Raw genomic sequence first — 16860 nt, forward strand, 5'->3', positions numbered from 1 at the left:
GTTACGGGTTAATATGCGTTATTTTTCGGATTATCACTGACGTTAGCAATTCCGAGTGGATTCGGACGTAGTCGAATCCGCCGTAATTGCGGTTATACATTGTTAGGCACTGGCTTTTATTCCACAATGTCATATCCAACTTCTTTAATTCCAAGAAAATCTTGTTTAGACTTTCTCTCGGTCAAAATTCCATTTTCTTTTAGCTCAACTAATAATTTTTTCATCTTTTTTATTCTCAGTTTTTGATTCAGCAACCAAGTTTGGTCAGAAACAGGTGCTCCGTTTAATTTCATTAAGTTTATTGGTGTAACGACTATTTTTTTGTCCGAATTTTTAAGTTCAATTATCAGTTTTTCCAATAATTCGATTGTCAATTCTTTTAAGTCTAATCTGCTGACATTCGAAAACCTTTTCCAGTCAGGTATTTCATCTTGTACTTCGTTTTCTAATTCAGCTCTTTTGTCAAATTTTAAAAGTCCGTTTAATAAGTCTTCATCTTCGATATTGAAAACATCAGAGTTTGGTTTATCAGCACTTGCTCCAACAACAATTAATTGTCCCAATCTATAGTCAGGATTAGCTTTCCAAATCCGTTCAAGCTCATTCAGTATTTTCGGAATTCGATTTTTATCTCTCACTTTCTTTTGAGTTCGTTTTTCAGCTTGTGCCTAACGGTTTAGGCTATGGTTTCGTTGCGGAATGGTACGCGAGTATTATTCCGCACTAACCATAAATTTAGCAAAAAGGCTTGAAATTCCGATTAGGAATTTCAGCCGTAATAAACTATAGCCGTTGTTACCTGCAGTTATTTTTTTACTTTTTTACCGTTCCGATATTCAATCCGCAATTCAGTTCCATCGTCGTTCAGACAGTATTCTATTCCGTGCTTTTTGTTTTTTTGATATTCACATCGATAAATTAGTTTGTCATTTTCATACCGTTCAATCAGAGTCTTTTTTTCGTTTTTATCGTAGTGTTTAAATTCAGTTGTCGGTTTATCCAGTCCGTAATTCGTTTCCTTACTTTTTGTTTGAGTATCCGAATAATATTCCGTCTCTCTTGCAGGTGTTGGCTTTTCAGTTCCGTTGTAATATGTTATAGATTTAGTCAGTTTTCCATTGTCAAAATATTCTTCGTAAACTAAATGTCCATTTTTTCGAACGTTTTGCGCTTGTCCAGTAAATAATTTTTTGTTCGCAACTTTATAAGTCAAATTATTTTCCACATACAAGTCTTTCATTCCAACTATTTCTTGAGCAGAAAGTTGATTTAAAAGGCAAATAAAAATGATTAGCAGAATGTTTTTCATAATTGCAGGTAACGGTTCGGCTATGATTTCGGCGTGGAAAAATCCGCAGGATTTGTCCATAGTAGAAATCATTTAGAACTAAGTTAGAATTTTTGTTTTAAAGTTAAAAAGCCACGCTGAATTATAGCCGTTGTTATGCACTGGTTTTTTATTTTTCTAAATTCCACCAGAAGTACAAAATGTTCTCCTCGTTTTGGTCTGAAATTGCAAAATCTCCATTCCCTTTTGGAATTCCGTTTATTGCATTTTGTAATTCAGTCAGTTTTTCTTTTCCGAACTGAATTTCAATTCCGTTATCAAGCTCATTAATCAGCCAATGATTTTCCGATTCAGACGTTTTGTAATTCAGAGTCAGATTCGGTTTAGATTTCCATTTAGCAATTCCGTTTTGATTATTCGGCACGTTCAGTTGCGCTTGAGTTGGCAATTCAGTCGTTATTTTCTTTTTAGTCGACCATTCGCAATCAGACATTAAATTCAATAATTCCGAGAGACTTTCACTTGCTTTTAAGTCAGCCGTAAAATTCCAACCTGGATAATTTCGGTTATTGTCTTTATAAGTCCAAACGTAAACTTTTCCGCTTACTTTATGTTTCTCGATTTGCGCTTTCATTCGGTTTTGTCAACTTGTGCATAACGTGTTTGGCTATGGTTTCGTTGCGGAATGGTTCGGCAGAACTATTCCGCCGTAAACCAAAGTTAGTAAATACGCAGGAATTTCCGAGTAGGAAATTCCGCCGCAATGAACTATAGCCGGTGTTGTGAGCTGGCTTTTTTCTGTTCATATTTTGGTTTTATTTCGTAAAGGTCAATTCCTTCAGGTTTGTTTTTTAGCATTTCGTCAATCAATTCCGATTTTCCACCAATAAAGGTCATTGGACAGTCATAATCCGTAATAATAAACCAATCATTTCCTTTTGTCGGATAGATTGCACTTGGGCTATCTCTAATTTCGGGCTCAAAGTCCCAAACTTTTGGCAATTCAGATAAATTTCCTCGCAGTATTTTGTCCTCGTAAGTCTTTTTAGTTTTCATTAAAACATAAAAAAAGTCAGATTCCAAGTCTCCATATTTTTTAATCAATGATTTAGTGATGAATTCTAAGTCGGACAATTCCGCTTCTCCCTCGGCTGGATACCAAATGTATTTTGGCCAATCATTGTTATTTCTTAAATACTTTTCTGCAATTTTTTCTTTTACTCTTTTGGCTGTTTCTAAATTAAATTCCTCGTCATATTTTTTAAAGAATTCCGAGTAAGTAAGTCTTTCAAATTCTTCTTCGTTGACATCTTTATCTCTTAAAAAGTCTACTGTTTTATTTAGTTGTTCTGCTTTATAGTTTATCCAAAAAGGATGTAGTAAAATCAGATATTTTTCAAAATTTGGCGGACTGCACATAGCCTGTAAATACCAAAAAAAATTGTCGTGATTGATTTTCACGTCAAGTTCAATTCCTGGTCCTAATTCAGCATATGGTTTAATCCATTCAGGTATGTCGTCTTTTACAAAGTTCATTTTTCAGCTTGCTCACAACTGGTTATATTTCAACAAATATATCTTTTTAAACCTATAATTCTCGGGATAACACAAGTTTTTTGTTCGTATCTCCCGTTTCCTTTAGCTTCTGTACAGCAGCATCTAATGGGTTGGGTATGGCCATGAGATCCTTACGGGTTACATGTGTATAAATCATCGTTGTCTCTGGCTTGGCATGTCCTAGCAAACTTTGTATGTATCTAATGTCTACACCGTTCTCTAATAGATGGGTAGCATAACTATGACGCAAGGTGTGAGGCGTTACTGTCTTAGAAATACCAGCACGTTTACAACTGCGTCTTAAAAAATGCCTTACACTCTCTGCACTATAAGTACCTCCACCTTGTCCTTCAACAAAATAAACCCGTGGCTTATAAGTTTGGTAATAATTAGATAATAAGGGCAAAAAACTATCTGCCATGCTCACATACCTATCTTTTCTACCCTTGCCTTGTCGTACCACCAACTGCTTGCGCTCAACATTAAAATCTTGCAACCTTAAACCAATAAGCTCACTAATGCGCAAGCCACAAGAATACAGTAAGGCCAATATAGCCCTGTGTTTTAAATTGGGCGTACATTGTATAAGCCGCAGTACCTCTTCCTGAGATAATACGCTAGGCAATTTCTTAGACTTCTTTGGCCGCTCCAACTGCAAATCGTTAATCTGGGTAATGGGGCAAAACACCACAAACAACTTTAAGGCACTTATAAATTGCCGTTGCGTACTTATAGAGTAGTTTCTGGCTATAAATACCTCCTCAATAAATACCTCAACATCCCTATTAGAAAGCGTTTCGATAGCTTTAGAGCCTTGAAAACTAATAAAATCGGCTACAAAATTGCTATACGTATGTACCGTACTGGCACTATAGCGCTTGCCCTTTAAAAATTTATAAAACCCATTTAATAATTGTCGCTGAGATGCATTAAGATTACGAACAAAGGGACGTTTGGTGTTTTTTAAATCTAATTTTAAAACGGCCTTATCTTTAAAGGTAGAGGTAATGAGTGCTAAGTGTTTTTCGCAATCCAAAATATACCAAGATTTTAAGCGCGTACTCCAACGTGCTTCGGGTATCGTTTTAACCAAATTTATAAGATTGGTATTATAAGAAAAACTCAATACCAATTGCAAAGCCCCACGGTGTTGCTTCTGGGAAATATGTATTACAGGTAATGCTGCCATAAGAGGTATTGATAGTACTAATATAAGTAAAAAAAAACACTTAAAACCCGCAAAATGAATAAATTGCAATACTTTGTGGCAATCTTAAAAGCACCAACATGCTTTTATTTAACAACCCAACAGTAAAAGCAATTTATATACCTTTTCAGAGTTGCAAACACAAGTATATAATACTTTTAAAACTATTCCGTGCCATCATAGCGTTGAAGGGCTTCCCTAGATAATGTAATGCGTGCCTGAGACTGCAACTTTTTCTTAAGAACAGCACTAGGCTGGTAGTTAACGCCAAAACGTTTTATGTCGTTTTTAGAACAGAGCCCAGGCTCTAATTGTGCCTTGGTTTGTAAGGCAATCTTATAAGTGCCCATCCATGCCATATCTACTTTATCACCATCCAAAAGGGCACGCATTAATTCATGATTAAGAGCGTTAAGACATGCAACCACATCTGCCTCGGTTAGAGAACACCTGGCACTAATACGTTGCGCTAACTCATACATGTTAACAGTGTGGTTAACCAAAGGTTTTAGATGATAAACAGGCTCTTGTGTTTGATTAATATTATTTTGCCTTTTATTAATAGTACATACTATAGCCATAAACATTAGTTAAGAATTTCTCAAAGAACCTATAACCGTACTGCAATCCGTAAGGTCTTTGTGGTCAAAAAATATAATCCTGTAAAATAAAGCTTTTTTTGTACAAAAAATAATTAAAATATGTACAAAATTTAATGAACTGGCACTATACAATCAGAATTTTAGCCAATAGGTATTACCAAAATGATTTTTGGGTCTTTTAGGGTTTTTGTAATCATACAGACGCTTGCTGTTTATCAACCCTTAATAATATCCTTGTAGTCTTCAAAAAAAGCTTCAAACAAGATCATGTTGGTATTAAAGAACTCCATAACATCTCGCCAAGTGTTTTTGTTATGGATAGATACCTTTTGTTCTAGCCTAAGATAGATGCGTGAGATTTCTTTGCCATTGTCTAAGACGTATTCTTCCTCATAAATGGTATTGGGCAAGTAATCCGTTTGTAATATGTTTTTTAGCGCTACCAGTTTTTCCCAGCAGTTAATTCGGTTTTCGAGATCGTCTTCCAAATCCAAACTTATACTAGCTGTTTTCGTATCAAAATGAAATTTAAAGGATAGCCCTTTTATCTTGGTATTGTACAGTATCCATTTTCTTGGAAACGATTTTCCAAAACTGGTCCAAAATTCCTGACGTAACAATCGGCTTTCTTCCTTGCTAAACATCTAAATAAAATAGGCAATTAGCACACCAAAACCAATTGCAACTAATTTTGATAAATTAAACTTATGGCCTTCGCCAGTTTCAAACAAAATGGTTGTAGAAATGTGCAAAAAGATACCAATGACCAAAGCGTTAATACTCATAAGAAAAGTAGTGCCTATAGCTGTTGTATTAGATACCAATGTGCCCAAAGGTGTCATTGCCGCAAAGACCAACATAAAGCTAATAGCCTGTGCTTTGGTATGCTTAGATTGTAACAAAAAGGACGTTAACAGTGCTGCAATAGGAATTTTGTGCACAAAAACACCATACACCATATCGTTGTGCTGATGGATAGGGAACCCTTCTAAAAAACTATGAATACACAAACTTATAAACAACAGCCACGGAAATCCTGAATCTTGTTTATGGATGTGCACATGGCCATGCTCAGCACCTTTAGACAAAAACTCTAGTAGGATCTGCAGCAAGATACCGCACATTATAAAAAGTCCAGTCTGCTTGGTGTCTAAATGGCCATACACTTCTGGAAGTAAGTCGAATAGCGTAAGCGCTAATAAAAATGCTCCACTAAATGAAAGCAATAACTTGGTATATATAGATTTTTGCTTTTTGGTTAAATACGCAATAGCAACACCAATAATTATAGCATATATAGGAAAAAGGTACTTATTCATTTATTTAAAAATCATAATCAAACGCTCAGAGGTTTGCGGATGATACTTGCCTAATTTATAATCTCCAAAAATATCGAGTAGATGTACATCGGCTTTTTCAAATAAGGCTGTAAAGTCCTCTAATGTTAAAGCCTTTACGCGCTCTTGAAATTCATGGTGTTCTCCATCAATTTCAAAAGTGATATCCTTAACGATGTAACCATCTTTTACGCTTCGTTTTTGATGAAAATCGATACCATCAACGGTTTTTATGTCTTCGGCTACCAAATGTTCAATAACATAATTAGCATTCATAAAATCAATAACACCAAAACCGTATGCATTAAGTTCCTCTTTAATCGATACAATGGTTTTTAGATTACAGCTGTCATCTTCAAAATAACCAAAACTTGTAAATAGGTTAAAAACAGCATCAAAGGTTTCTGGGTAAGGTTTGGTCATATCGTGTACCGCAAACCTTAAAGTATCATTTGCAAACTGTCTGGCATGTTTTATGCTTTGTTCAGACAAGTCTATACCAGTAACATCAAAACCCAAAGTGTTTAAATAAATGGAATGTCTGCCCTTGCCACAAGCCAAATCCAAGATTTTTCCACCTTCAGGAATGTTAAGGTAATTGGTGAGGTTATCCATAAATACCTGTGCTTCGGCATAATCCCTATCTTTATATAAAATGTGGTAGTATGGTGTGTCAAACCACGATGCATACCATTGTTTTGTTGAATTTGTCATAATACTTTCTGCGAAGGCAGAAATCTCTTTTTTTATATAGTATCCTGTTTTGTCATTGTCAACCTTAAAGGCACTTAAGATAAACCAATTGTTCAACTTTGACTAGCAATTGAAATAGTCGACAACCTCCTGCAAAAATAGTTTAAATTTGCAATCTATTTGACGTGTTATATGGACAATAATTTCAAAATGGTTGCCAAAACCTTATTTGGCTTTGAAGATATATTAGCAAAAGAATTGACCCAACTTGGTGCCATGCAGGTTGAAAAAGGGGTGCGAAATGTAAGTTTTGTTGGTGATAAAGGCTTTATGTACAAAGCCAATATGGGACTAAGAACGGCCATAAAAATTTTAAAACCCATAAAATCGTTTAGAGTTGCCAAAGAAGAAGACCTTTACCAAAACGTAAAAAACATAAAGTGGGAAGCGTATTTAAAACCTACAGGGTCTTTGGCGGTAGATGCTACGGTACACCACAGTATATTTACACATTCGCAATACACAGCTTTAAAGACTAAAGATGCTGTTGTAGACCGTTTTAGAGAGCAAAATGGTACCAGACCCAATGTAGATTTACGCTTTCCGGATTTAAAAGTCAATGTGCATATAGACCGTCAGCGCTGTACAATTTCTTTAGATACTTCAGGTGAATCGCTACATAGAAGAGGTTATAAAACGGCTACTAATATTGCACCAATAAACGAAGTGTTGGCAGCAGGATTAATTATGATGAGTGGTTGGGATGGTCAGTCTGATTTTATGGATCCTATGTGTGGCAGTGGCACTATTTTGGCTGAAGCGGCTATGATTGCGTGTAATATTCCACCAAATCTAATGCGAAAGGAATTTGCCTTTGAACGCTGGGAAGATTGGGATGTCGATTTGTTTGAAACCATAGAAGAATCGCTTTTGAAGAAAACTAGGGATTTTCATCATAAAATAATTGGCTATGATAAGTCGCCTTCTGCTGTAAAAAAAGCCAAGGAGAATATTAAGAATGCACACTTAGATGAGTTTATCCATATACAACATGAAGATTTCTTTAAAACACAAAAAGCAGGTTCGGCTAAATTGCACATGGTGTTTAATCCTCCCTATGGCGAACGTTTAGAAAACTTAAACATAGAAGAGTTTTATGGTAATATAGGCTCTACACTAAAGCATGGTTACCCTAATACAGAGGCATGGTTGGTAACTTCCAACCTCGAAGCTTTAAAGTTTATAGGTTTAAGACCGTCTCGCAAAATAAAGGTCTTTAACGCTAAACTAGAGTCACGCTTTGTTAAATACGAAATGTACGAAGGCAGTAAAAAAGCCAAGAAAGCAAACAATGACTCTTAATTAAGAGCGTTTTTTTTAACCTTAGAAGCGTAGGCCAAATAGTAAACCTATGGTATTTAGTGTTTCTATGGATTGCTCATTTTTAAATGAAGCATCGTTTTCGGTCTTTAATTTGGTAAAATCTGACTGGGTAGACACATTGATCCCAACAGACCAATTATCGGATACCTCGTATTCAAAACCAAAAAAGCCCTGAAAACCAAAGCTCCAACCACCATACACATCTTCTTCTACCATAGTTAGGTATGTAAATTCTTCATTAATGATGGTCTGGCCGTAAAAACCAGCAGAAATTGATAAGCTAAATTTATCGGCAATATATTTATTGGATCTTATCATTAAAGGAAATTTTAGAAGGTCGCGCTCATGGTAAAAATTCCCATTAGTGTTGAAACCATCTCCGCTCAATTGTAACCATCCGACACCTGCACTAAGCCCAAAGTTTTTGCTAAAATGATACGTTATAAGAGCTTCGCCAACATTGGCGTTGAGGTTGTAGTTAGGTTGGTTTTCATTTTTTACCTGTCCGTAACCAATACCAGTTGATAGACTTAGGTTGAATCTGTCAAAATTACTACCATCTTCTTGGGCATGATTAAATGATAATACGAAAACTGAAAATAAAAAGCTTAAAAGAATCGATTTTTTCATAACATCCTATTTTTTTCAAAAATAAGTAGCAGAATTACTCAACTTTAGGCTTTTGTATTAATTTTAACAGATGTACTCTTGTCGCTAAATATACTATTTAAGCTCTTTTTTCTCGTCGGGATGGCGACCTACTTGTGTTTTAGGATAGGTGTCAAACAAATCTTTTACCAAACCATCAATGTACGGTTTTAGTTTTTTCTCGGGTTTGTTTAAATCGCACAGCACGGATGCATGCCATAAAACTTTGTTGGTCTCAAACTCTGCTACATAGACAATGAGGGTTTCCTCTTCATAGGTTTGCTCGTGTATGGTACAGCTTTCCCAATAATCTAAATACTTGGAGTGTTCACAGTTTTTAAATTCAACGGTTTCCTCTCTAATTATGATTCTAAACCCAGCTTGCAGTTGTGGATTTAGGACATTGGTTTTGTGTGCTTTGTTTTCCATTTCCTCAGCGACAGCATCACCAATAGCCTGTCTTACCATATTGTTGTCGAGTTGCGGATAGTTAAGATGCTCTACGGTAAAATCCTCAATACAGAGTACATAGGTGTCGTACTGATTAAAATCTACATCTATATTATAATCGTACACCACCTCGCTAGTAGCAGCACAATTAAAGAGTAGAAGTAATAAAAATCCTGTAATTATTGAATACACTTTCATAACGCAGTAATTTAGAATGGTATTAAAGTTCTAAATTCCATGTCAGAAATACTATGACAATTGTCAAGTTTGGGAACAAAGACTTACTTTCTTATAATCCAAATATCTTGAGGTACCCAAGATTTGGTGTCTGACGTAAGCTCAATGTGTTCTAAAACAGTTGTAGGTTTAAATAAATTTTGCACAAATGCCTTTGGGTGAAATGCGGCGTAAGTTCTGTGGCCTTCTTTAATACTGCCTCTTACAACCAATTTTCCTTTATTGTAATCAGAAAGTTCGGTGTCGGTTAACTTTACTTTAAAATTGTCTCCATGCATGGTCAACAACAGTATACCATTGGGTTTTAAAACACGAATCAACTCGTTAAACCACTTGTAATGCATGGGTTCTGAAAGGTGCGTAAAAATGGATATGCCATAAATAACATCCATAGACGCATCGTTGTATGGCAGTTTGGCTTTCAGTTCATTTTTGTTAAACTCAATATTTGGTAGGTTTTTAGAACACCAAGCAATGGAGTTTGCATTGTAATCCGTAGCAAAGAATTGACAGCCATTGTTAATGAGGCTTGGCATATGCCGAACAATACGGCCAGGTCCGCAGCCCCAATCCAAAATATTTTTGTCCTTTAATTCAATATGCTTTTTGAAGTATTCGGATAGGGTTTTAGCCATGTTTCGCCCACCATTATAGTATTTGTCATAATTAATCTGAAACGACTCGTACATTAAATAATCTGGAGGAAGTGCAACATTTGGATATTCCTTTTTGAACTGAGCGTTGAATTTTTGGTTTTTAAACTTTTGAATGCGAAATCTAATAAGATCGGCAACGTAGAAAAGATTGAGTTGCCTTAATAGGTTAGATAATTTCGCTTTGTTCATTAGGTTCAAATAAAAAGTATGTTGGCAAATATAGTATATTGAAATACTATTGCAGTGCTTCTAATTGCAAATTATAATCGTATTGCAAATCCTCATGTAGCACACTAATTTTTTTCTTTAAAGCTTGGATTTGCCTTTGGTAAAGATTACTTAGGGTTGTATTGCTGTGAATAGATGGTTTTAGTTGGTTTAGTCGTTCGCAAAAGTAGAGTAGGAGCTCAACTTCGGTAGATTTTTGGTTGGAATATTTACTGTAAACTCTAATTTGACGCAAAATCTTACGGATGGTTTTTTTCATGTAGAAATAACTGTCGGTATTTATACTTTCAAACAATTCGTCTAAAGCTGTTTTTACGTTTGCGATATAGCCATCTTCGTTATGAGCTTCGAATAGTAAATAGGTGAGTAGTGCCTTGTTTTCTTTTTTAAATTTACCAAGACGAAGACATAACTCTAATACATCTTCTTTTGGTAAATGCTGAAGCTCTTTTTTTATGGTAACAATGGATTCTATCTTCATACTTTAAATTTAGTGTAAAAAACAAAGAAGGCGAATAGCCTTCTTTGTTTTCTGTGCAAAAAAGTTTTTAACTCTTGCAATATTCGTCAACTATCTGTTTTAAGTTATCGATATTGGCTAAATCAAATTCCTCATTGCTAACATCATCAGATAAACTTTTACAATTAGAAATATACTTAGCAAGCTTTTCGGATAGTTTTTCATTTTCTCTGCTATCTATCATAAAGCCTTCTTTTTTATCTGAAAATTTCAAAACAAACGTACCTTCTTCACCAGGCTTACTTAAAACCATGTGTCCATTATTTTCATAGATCACTTCATAAAAATACGAATTGTCAAAACCTAGATTTGAAGCATTGGATAGTTTTTTTAAAGCATTTCCTTTGGTTTTCATTCCTACAAAACACTTCTCTGTACCATCATCGTTTGCGCAAAATTTCACATTATTTTTAGCAGAGAATTTCTTAGTACGTTCACTGTTTTTATCATTCTTATATTTTACGCTTACAAATTTGCCGAACTTGTCAATCGAATTCATTTCGGCATAGTCATTTTGCTGTTGAGAGGGGTCTATTTCCAATTTTTCAAAAATGGCATAAATAGTTCCCTTGTAAGTTGTGCCGTCTTCGTCAGTTACTGTTCCATCAACACCATATAGGTTAATGCTGTTTTCTTTGGCCACTTTTACACGCTCATTATGAAGCCTAGCTTTATAGGCTTTAGCCTCATGTTGTAATTGATAACCTCTGCCTAAAAGTTCTTCTACAAATAGTTGTGCAAACGATCTTGAAAATTGTCCAGTCATCATGGTACGCGATCCATAATCAAATTTAAACTCTTCATCAGTATATGTTTTTGCATCTACATCAGTACATGTAGAGCACCCTTTGGCAGTGCCAACTGTAATACCATCTAGATCAATTACAGTATATGTGTTTTGTCCGTATATAACACGACCAGCAATCGTTGTGCCTCTTGAACCACCAAATAAAATGGTACCGTCATCTTTTACAAAAGGGTTATATAATCCAACCTTTTTTTGGCGCTCGGCTTCATCTACTTTTGCAGATACAACAGCTTTAGCATATTTATCACTTAGTTTTTCGCGTTCTACAGCAAAGAACTCATCTACTTTAGCCATATCTATACCATTGGTAGTAATGAGTTCATATTTGTCGCTTAGAAGCTTTATGATGAGTTTTGTAACACTAAAAGAGGTCATTAAAACTTCGTAAGGAATTTCAGTTTTCTTTCCATCGGCAGAAGTCATTTCTAACCATTGGAAGCCTTCTAGATTTGAAGCTGACATACCTTTAAATTCTACATCAAAAGCCTTTTCTCCTTTTAGGGTAGAGAATTTATAAAAGTTTCTAACGTCATCATTGACTTTTGCGACTTCTTTATCGTCAAAAGTAACAACGCCTTTTTTTACTTTGATTTTTTGCCCATAGCATAATACAGGTAAAGTGATTAGAAGTGCAAGAATAATTTTTTTCATATTTATCTTTTAATTGATTTTGAGTTATTTATAACAAGCAAATTCGAAAATACGACAATTGTCCACTTAGAAGCACCAAATGGTAAAATTATTTATTGATATTGTTAATAGTGCTTTCTAATAGTTCTTTTTACCCTAAATAATCTATAAATTCCGATAATTAAAATAAACGCAGATACTATAATTAGTATAATGCCATACGATTTTAAATCTGAAAAGAACTCTAGTTTTAAAATGGTAACTCCAGTGCCTAGAATAACAAGGAAGGTTCTAAAATAGGCCAAAAATGTCCGCTCATTGGCAAGTTTGGTGCGCTCTATCGCTAGCCAGTCGCGCGTTATAAGCGGTTTGTTTTCGTCTTTGGTATGATCTGACATTAATCTATTCCTTTTATAAGATTAATACTTACGGTAGCTAATTCGCTATCAGGAAATTTAGCAAAATGAGTATCGTCTGGTTTTAAACCTGCTTTTTCTGCAATAGTTCTAAATACATCAACTTCTACAATATACTGGTCGCTATAGCCATGGGTGGCATCGTAGGCAGTTGCTGCGGTTTTACCAATATTCTTGGCGGTTAAATTTGGATCTATGGTGTGCAATTCTATAACCAACAGACCAAATTTATCAACATAGGGTTTCCATTTGGTAAGGTGTTCTAGTAAGGATGCTTCAACATCATTATTGTTTAAGCGATTTCCAGCACTTGCATAAGCTCCTGTAGAAGTACTTACAAAATCATGTGTATTGTTTGGTGCTTCCCAAATGCGGTTATGGTCTAAAAAGGTTCTTACATTCAATAAATCCCGAAGGTCGATATTGTAATCTTCTTTTAAGTCCGAAGCTAAAAGATCGGGCCTGCCAATATCTCCCCAAATGACCTTTGCCCAAATATCTGCTGCAATAAGGTTGGCTCGGGTGACCTTTAGGGCAGCTTTATTAAAATCTGCACCTACTAGAAAAAGCGGATGATCATCGAGCAATTTCCCACGAAGGGTCTGTTGTTCTATAACATTAAAAATATGCTCAATAAATGCACCGTTACCGCAACCCATATCTAAAATACCTTTGGGTTGGAGGTCTATTGGCCTGTTGAATAAATCAACAATAACCTCGTCAATGACCTTAAAATAAGTAGTATGAGCGCCACCGCTTCCCCAAACATTCATTTCACGGTGCACGTGTTTTTCGGTATCGCTAAGCTTTTCGGTTTTTAGCACCAATGGATTGCCAAAAATAAGCGCATCGAGTTGTATAAAGGTTGGGAGATAGGATACCGTTACACCATAGGCAGTGGCACGCTTTGCGAAAAAGAGACCTTTATCTGTAAATTGATAAGTGTCCCGTTTCTTTTTGAACCAGCCTAAATGTGCAAAGAAATCGAGGATTTTTTTAAAGCTTTCCGGATCTTTATGATACTCTTCGGCCGTAAAGGAGGCTTCCATAAAATACTTATGAAACAAACCATTGACGCCCAATAGCACTATAATGGGTGCAGCAATAACTCCTTCTATATGTTTGTAGATTTGGTATTCAATAGAAGTTTCATCCGAAATGTCTAGACCAAAGTTGGTTTCAAACTTTTTAAATATGCGTTCTAAAGCAATAAATGCATCGGTGCTAATCATTTTTTCGGTTGCAAACCTATCTGAATAGCGCAAAATGTTGACTGCATCTTCATAAAGATGTACCAAATCAAAGGCAGCTTTAGATTTTGTATTGGTGCTGTAGGTTATGGTATTGCTTTTATTATCCAGGTGTTGCTCTAACCAACCTTGGGAGCACAAAACCCTAAGCGCTACATTGAGGTATCCCTCATTAGCATCAAACACATCAGAAAGTAATTTTAAGTCAACGGCTTCTTTTTCTAAAATATAGTCTAATACCGATTTCTTATGTAAGGCAAATGCTGAAGTTGCTGTGGCTATACCATCTAAGTGCCGAAATATGATACCTCTAAGTTGGGATTTGTCTGATTTTGATAACATGAAGAATTATTAGCATTTAAATATAAAAAAACCATCACAAAAATGATGGCTTTTCATACGATAATATTCTAAACACCCTATCTTAATTTAGGGTAGTCCGAAGGACTTACTTCGTGCATAATATCATAAACAGCTTCAAAAATATCTTCTACCGAAGGTTTTGAAAAATAATCACCATCTGTACCGTAAGCTGGTCTGTGTGGCTTAGCAGCTAAGGTCTTTGGCTGGCTGTCCAAATACTGAAATGCATTTTGCTCGTTCAAGATTTGGTCTAAGATATAGGCAGAAGCACCACCTTTTACATCTTCGTCTATAACCATAACACGGTTGGTTTTCGAAATACTTTTGACGATATCATGGTTTAAATCAAAAGGCAATAGCGATTGTACATCAATAATCTCTGCATCTATACCCACTTCTAATAGTTCCTTAGCAGCCTGCTCTACCAATCGTAGGGTAGAGCCATAAGATACCAAAGTAATGTCCTCACCTTCCTTAATGGTTTCTACAACACCAATAGGTGTTTTAAATTCGCCAATATTGCTAGGCATTTTTTCCTTTAGACGATAACCATTTAAACATTCTACAACGAGTGCTGGCTCGTCGCTTTCTAAAAGTGTGTTATAAAAACCTGCTGCTTTGGTCATGTTTCTTGGTACCAAAACATGAATGCCTCTAATTAAATTTAGAATGCCACCCATTTGCGAGCCAGAATGCCAAATGCCTTCTAGTCTGTGGCCACGTGTTCTTACAATTAATGGTGCTTTTTGACGCCCTTTGGTTCTGTATTGTACAGTTGCCAAATCATCACTCATGATTTGAAGCGCATAGAGGATGTAATCTAAATACTGAATCTCGGCAATGGGTCTAAGGCCTCTCATTGCCATACCTATGCCTTGTCCAAGGATGGTGGCTTCTCTAATACCAGTATCTGAAACCCTTAATTCTCCAAATTTTTCTTGTAAGCCTTCTAACCCCTGATTTACATCACCAATATGACCTGCATCTTCCCCAAATACCAAGGCTTCAGGATATTTGTTGAAAATGGCTTCAAAATTGTCCCTTAGTATCACACGACCATCAACTTCAGCAGCATCATTGCTGTATGTAGGGAGTACTTCTGCTTGATAGGCAGCTTGATGTTTAGACTCGCTGTAGAGATGAGAGCTATACTTAGGTTGAATTTTTTCAATGTAATTATTTATCCAACTTTGAAGGGCTAATTTTTCATTGGAGTCTTCAGAGATGACATAACGCAGTGCTTTGCGAGCCGAAGATAAAAGGTCTTTTCTAAGAGGTTCTTCTATAGCTTCTAAATCATTCTTTAATTTAGTGATAAATACGGCATTGGAGCTTGTGTTGGCAACCTTTTCTAATAATGATAATACCTCTTGCTTTTCTTCTTTAATAGGATTTATAAAAGCAGACCATGCCGCTTTTTTACCATCTCTTACCTCTTTTTTGATGTCTTTTTCTAGGTTTGTTAATTCCTCATCGGTAGCAATGTTGTTTGCAATCATCCATTGACGCATTTGGGCATTACAATCGTACTCTGCTTCCCAAGCTAAACGTTCTTCGTTTTTATAACGTTCGTGTGATCCAGACGTAGAATGGCCTTGAGGCTGGGTAAGCTCTTGCACATGGATCATTAAAGGCACGTGCTCTTTTCTGGCAATTTTGGCAGCACGCTGGTAGGTGTCTATTAACTCAGCATAATTCCATCCGTTTACTCTAAAGATTTCGTAACCGTTGCTGTCATCTTCGCGCTGAAAGCCTTTTAAAATTTCAGAGATATTTTCTTTGGTGGTTTGGTGTTTGGCATGTACTGAAATGCCATATTCATCATCCCAAATACTTATAACCATAGGTACTTGTAAAACACCAGCCGCATTTATGGTTTCAAAAAATAAACCTTCACTTGTACTGGCATTTCCGATAGTTCCCCAAGCAATTTCATCTCCGTTTTTAGAGAAATTGGTTGTATCTATGCCTTTAACATTTCTGTAGATTTTAGAAGCTTGTGCCAAACCCAATAATCTAGGCATTTGGCCAGCGGTAGGTGAGATGTCAGCACTAGAGTTCTTTTGCTCGGTTAAATTTTTCCAGTTTCCTTTTTCGTCTAAGCTGTGTGTTGCAAAGTGTCCTCCCATTTGACGACCTGCAGACATAGGTTCTTCCTTTAAATCGGTATTGGCATAAAGACCCGCAAAGAATTGTTCTATGGTGAGTTCTCCTATAGCCATCATAAAGGTTTGGTCTCTATAGTAGCCTGAACGAAAATCACCATTTTCAAAAGCTTTTGCCCAAGCAATCTGAGGTACTTCCTTGCCATCACCAAAAATTCCAAACTTGGCCTTACCAGTTAAAACCTCTCTACGGCCCAACAGACTGCACTCTCTGCTTGTAACAGCAAGTTTGTAATCATTTATGACTTCTGCTTTAAAATCATCGAATGTAATTTCTGTTTTGGTATTAGGGTTTGTTTTCATCAAAAAAAGGAATTTACGACTACAAAAATACTAATTTAAGATATTTTAAACAAGATTGAAAAATGTTAGAATTTTGAATAATTATCAATAAAATACTGTTTTTAGTAATTTAAATTCAA

At 35.7% G+C, this 16860-nt stretch carries 18 protein-coding genes; 1 reads left to right on the forward strand and 17 read right to left on the reverse strand.

Features of this window, described 5'->3' with window-relative positions:
• Positions 1-116 precede the first annotated feature (116 nt).
• From ACPX19_RS11380 to ACPX19_RS11420, 9 genes are all read right to left on the reverse strand, one after another.
• Positions 117-638, reverse strand: coding sequence for a hypothetical protein (locus ACPX19_RS11380; protein ID WP_426430126.1), 522 nt, complete (start codon positions 636-638; stop codon positions 117-119).
• Positions 639-805: 167 nt separating this feature from the next.
• Entirely contained in the window at positions 806-1369 is a 564-nt protein-coding gene (locus ACPX19_RS11385) for a hypothetical protein (protein ID WP_426430127.1), read from the reverse strand.
• Between the two features lie 88 nt (positions 1370-1457).
• Positions 1458-1922, reverse strand: coding sequence for a hypothetical protein (locus ACPX19_RS11390; protein WP_188655174.1), 465 nt, complete (start codon positions 1920-1922; stop codon positions 1458-1460).
• A gap of 134 nt (positions 1923-2056) precedes the next feature.
• The gene (locus ACPX19_RS11395; RefSeq protein WP_426430128.1) at positions 2057-2824 is read right to left on the reverse strand and encodes a hypothetical protein; all 768 of its coding nucleotides are present in this window, start codon (positions 2822-2824) and stop codon (positions 2057-2059) included.
• Between the two features lie 52 nt (positions 2825-2876).
• A complete protein-coding gene (gene xerA, locus ACPX19_RS11400) occupies positions 2877-4034 on the reverse strand; it encodes a site-specific tyrosine recombinase/integron integrase (RefSeq protein WP_426430129.1) in 1158 nt (385 codons plus the stop codon).
• Between the two features lie 182 nt (positions 4035-4216).
• Positions 4217-4633: a hypothetical protein gene (locus ACPX19_RS11405; protein WP_426430130.1), complete on the reverse strand. Its 417-nt coding sequence runs from the start codon at positions 4631-4633 to the stop codon at positions 4217-4219.
• Between the two features lie 236 nt (positions 4634-4869).
• Positions 4870-5298: a DUF4268 domain-containing protein gene (locus tag ACPX19_RS11410; protein WP_426430131.1), complete on the reverse strand. Its 429-nt coding sequence runs from the start codon at positions 5296-5298 to the stop codon at positions 4870-4872.
• A complete protein-coding gene (locus ACPX19_RS11415; protein WP_426430132.1) occupies positions 5299-5973 on the reverse strand; it encodes a ZIP family metal transporter in 675 nt (224 codons plus the stop codon). It abuts the gene before it with no gap.
• A complete protein-coding gene (locus tag ACPX19_RS11420) occupies positions 5974-6705 on the reverse strand; it encodes an SAM-dependent methyltransferase (RefSeq protein WP_426432455.1) in 732 nt (243 codons plus the stop codon).
• Positions 6706-6876: 171 nt separating this feature from the next.
• On the opposite strand from ACPX19_RS11420, the gene ACPX19_RS11425 reads away from it, so the two are divergent.
• On the forward strand, positions 6877-8046 hold the full coding sequence (locus ACPX19_RS11425) for a THUMP domain-containing class I SAM-dependent RNA methyltransferase (RefSeq protein ID WP_426430133.1): 1170 nt from the start codon (positions 6877-6879) through the stop codon (positions 8044-8046).
• A 21-nt stretch (positions 8047-8067) separates the two neighbouring features.
• Here the strand turns inward: ACPX19_RS11425 and ACPX19_RS11430 are convergent, their stop codons facing one another.
• The 8 genes from ACPX19_RS11430 to ACPX19_RS11465 form a co-directional block, all read right to left on the reverse strand.
• Positions 8068-8697 carry an outer membrane beta-barrel protein gene (locus ACPX19_RS11430; RefSeq protein ID WP_426430134.1) on the reverse strand — a complete coding sequence of 210 codons (630 nt, stop codon included), beginning with the start codon at positions 8695-8697 and terminating at the stop codon, positions 8068-8070.
• A gap of 93 nt (positions 8698-8790) precedes the next feature.
• Complete coding sequence (locus ACPX19_RS11435; protein WP_426430135.1) at positions 8791-9363, reverse strand: DUF4136 domain-containing protein; 573 nt, start codon at positions 9361-9363, stop codon at positions 8791-8793.
• Between the two features lie 83 nt (positions 9364-9446).
• A complete protein-coding gene (locus tag ACPX19_RS11440) occupies positions 9447-10247 on the reverse strand; it encodes a class I SAM-dependent methyltransferase (RefSeq protein WP_426430136.1) in 801 nt (266 codons plus the stop codon).
• A gap of 46 nt (positions 10248-10293) precedes the next feature.
• Positions 10294-10767, reverse strand: coding sequence for a hypothetical protein (locus ACPX19_RS11445; RefSeq protein WP_426430137.1), 474 nt, complete (start codon positions 10765-10767; stop codon positions 10294-10296).
• 67 nt (positions 10768-10834) lie between these two features.
• Positions 10835-12265: a hypothetical protein gene (locus ACPX19_RS11450; RefSeq protein WP_426430138.1), complete on the reverse strand. Its 1431-nt coding sequence runs from the start codon at positions 12263-12265 to the stop codon at positions 10835-10837.
• Between the two features lie 104 nt (positions 12266-12369).
• Complete coding sequence (locus tag ACPX19_RS11455) at positions 12370-12642, reverse strand: DUF202 domain-containing protein (RefSeq protein WP_426430139.1); 273 nt, start codon at positions 12640-12642, stop codon at positions 12370-12372.
• Positions 12642-14252 (reverse strand): class I SAM-dependent methyltransferase, encoded by a 1611-nt coding sequence (locus ACPX19_RS11460; RefSeq protein WP_426430140.1) that lies wholly within the window; start codon positions 14250-14252, stop codon positions 12642-12644. Before ACPX19_RS11460 ends, ACPX19_RS11455 begins: the two co-directional genes overlap by 1 nt.
• 77 nt (positions 14253-14329) lie before the next feature.
• Positions 14330-16741 carry an alpha-ketoacid dehydrogenase subunit alpha/beta gene (locus tag ACPX19_RS11465; protein ID WP_426430141.1) on the reverse strand — a complete coding sequence of 804 codons (2412 nt, stop codon included), beginning with the start codon at positions 16739-16741 and terminating at the stop codon, positions 14330-14332.
• Between the last annotated feature and the right edge of the window lie 119 nt (positions 16742-16860).

It is taken from the genome of Winogradskyella sp. HB-48, from assembly GCF_049942685.1.
Lineage (GTDB): Bacteria > Bacteroidota > Bacteroidia > Flavobacteriales > Flavobacteriaceae > Winogradskyella.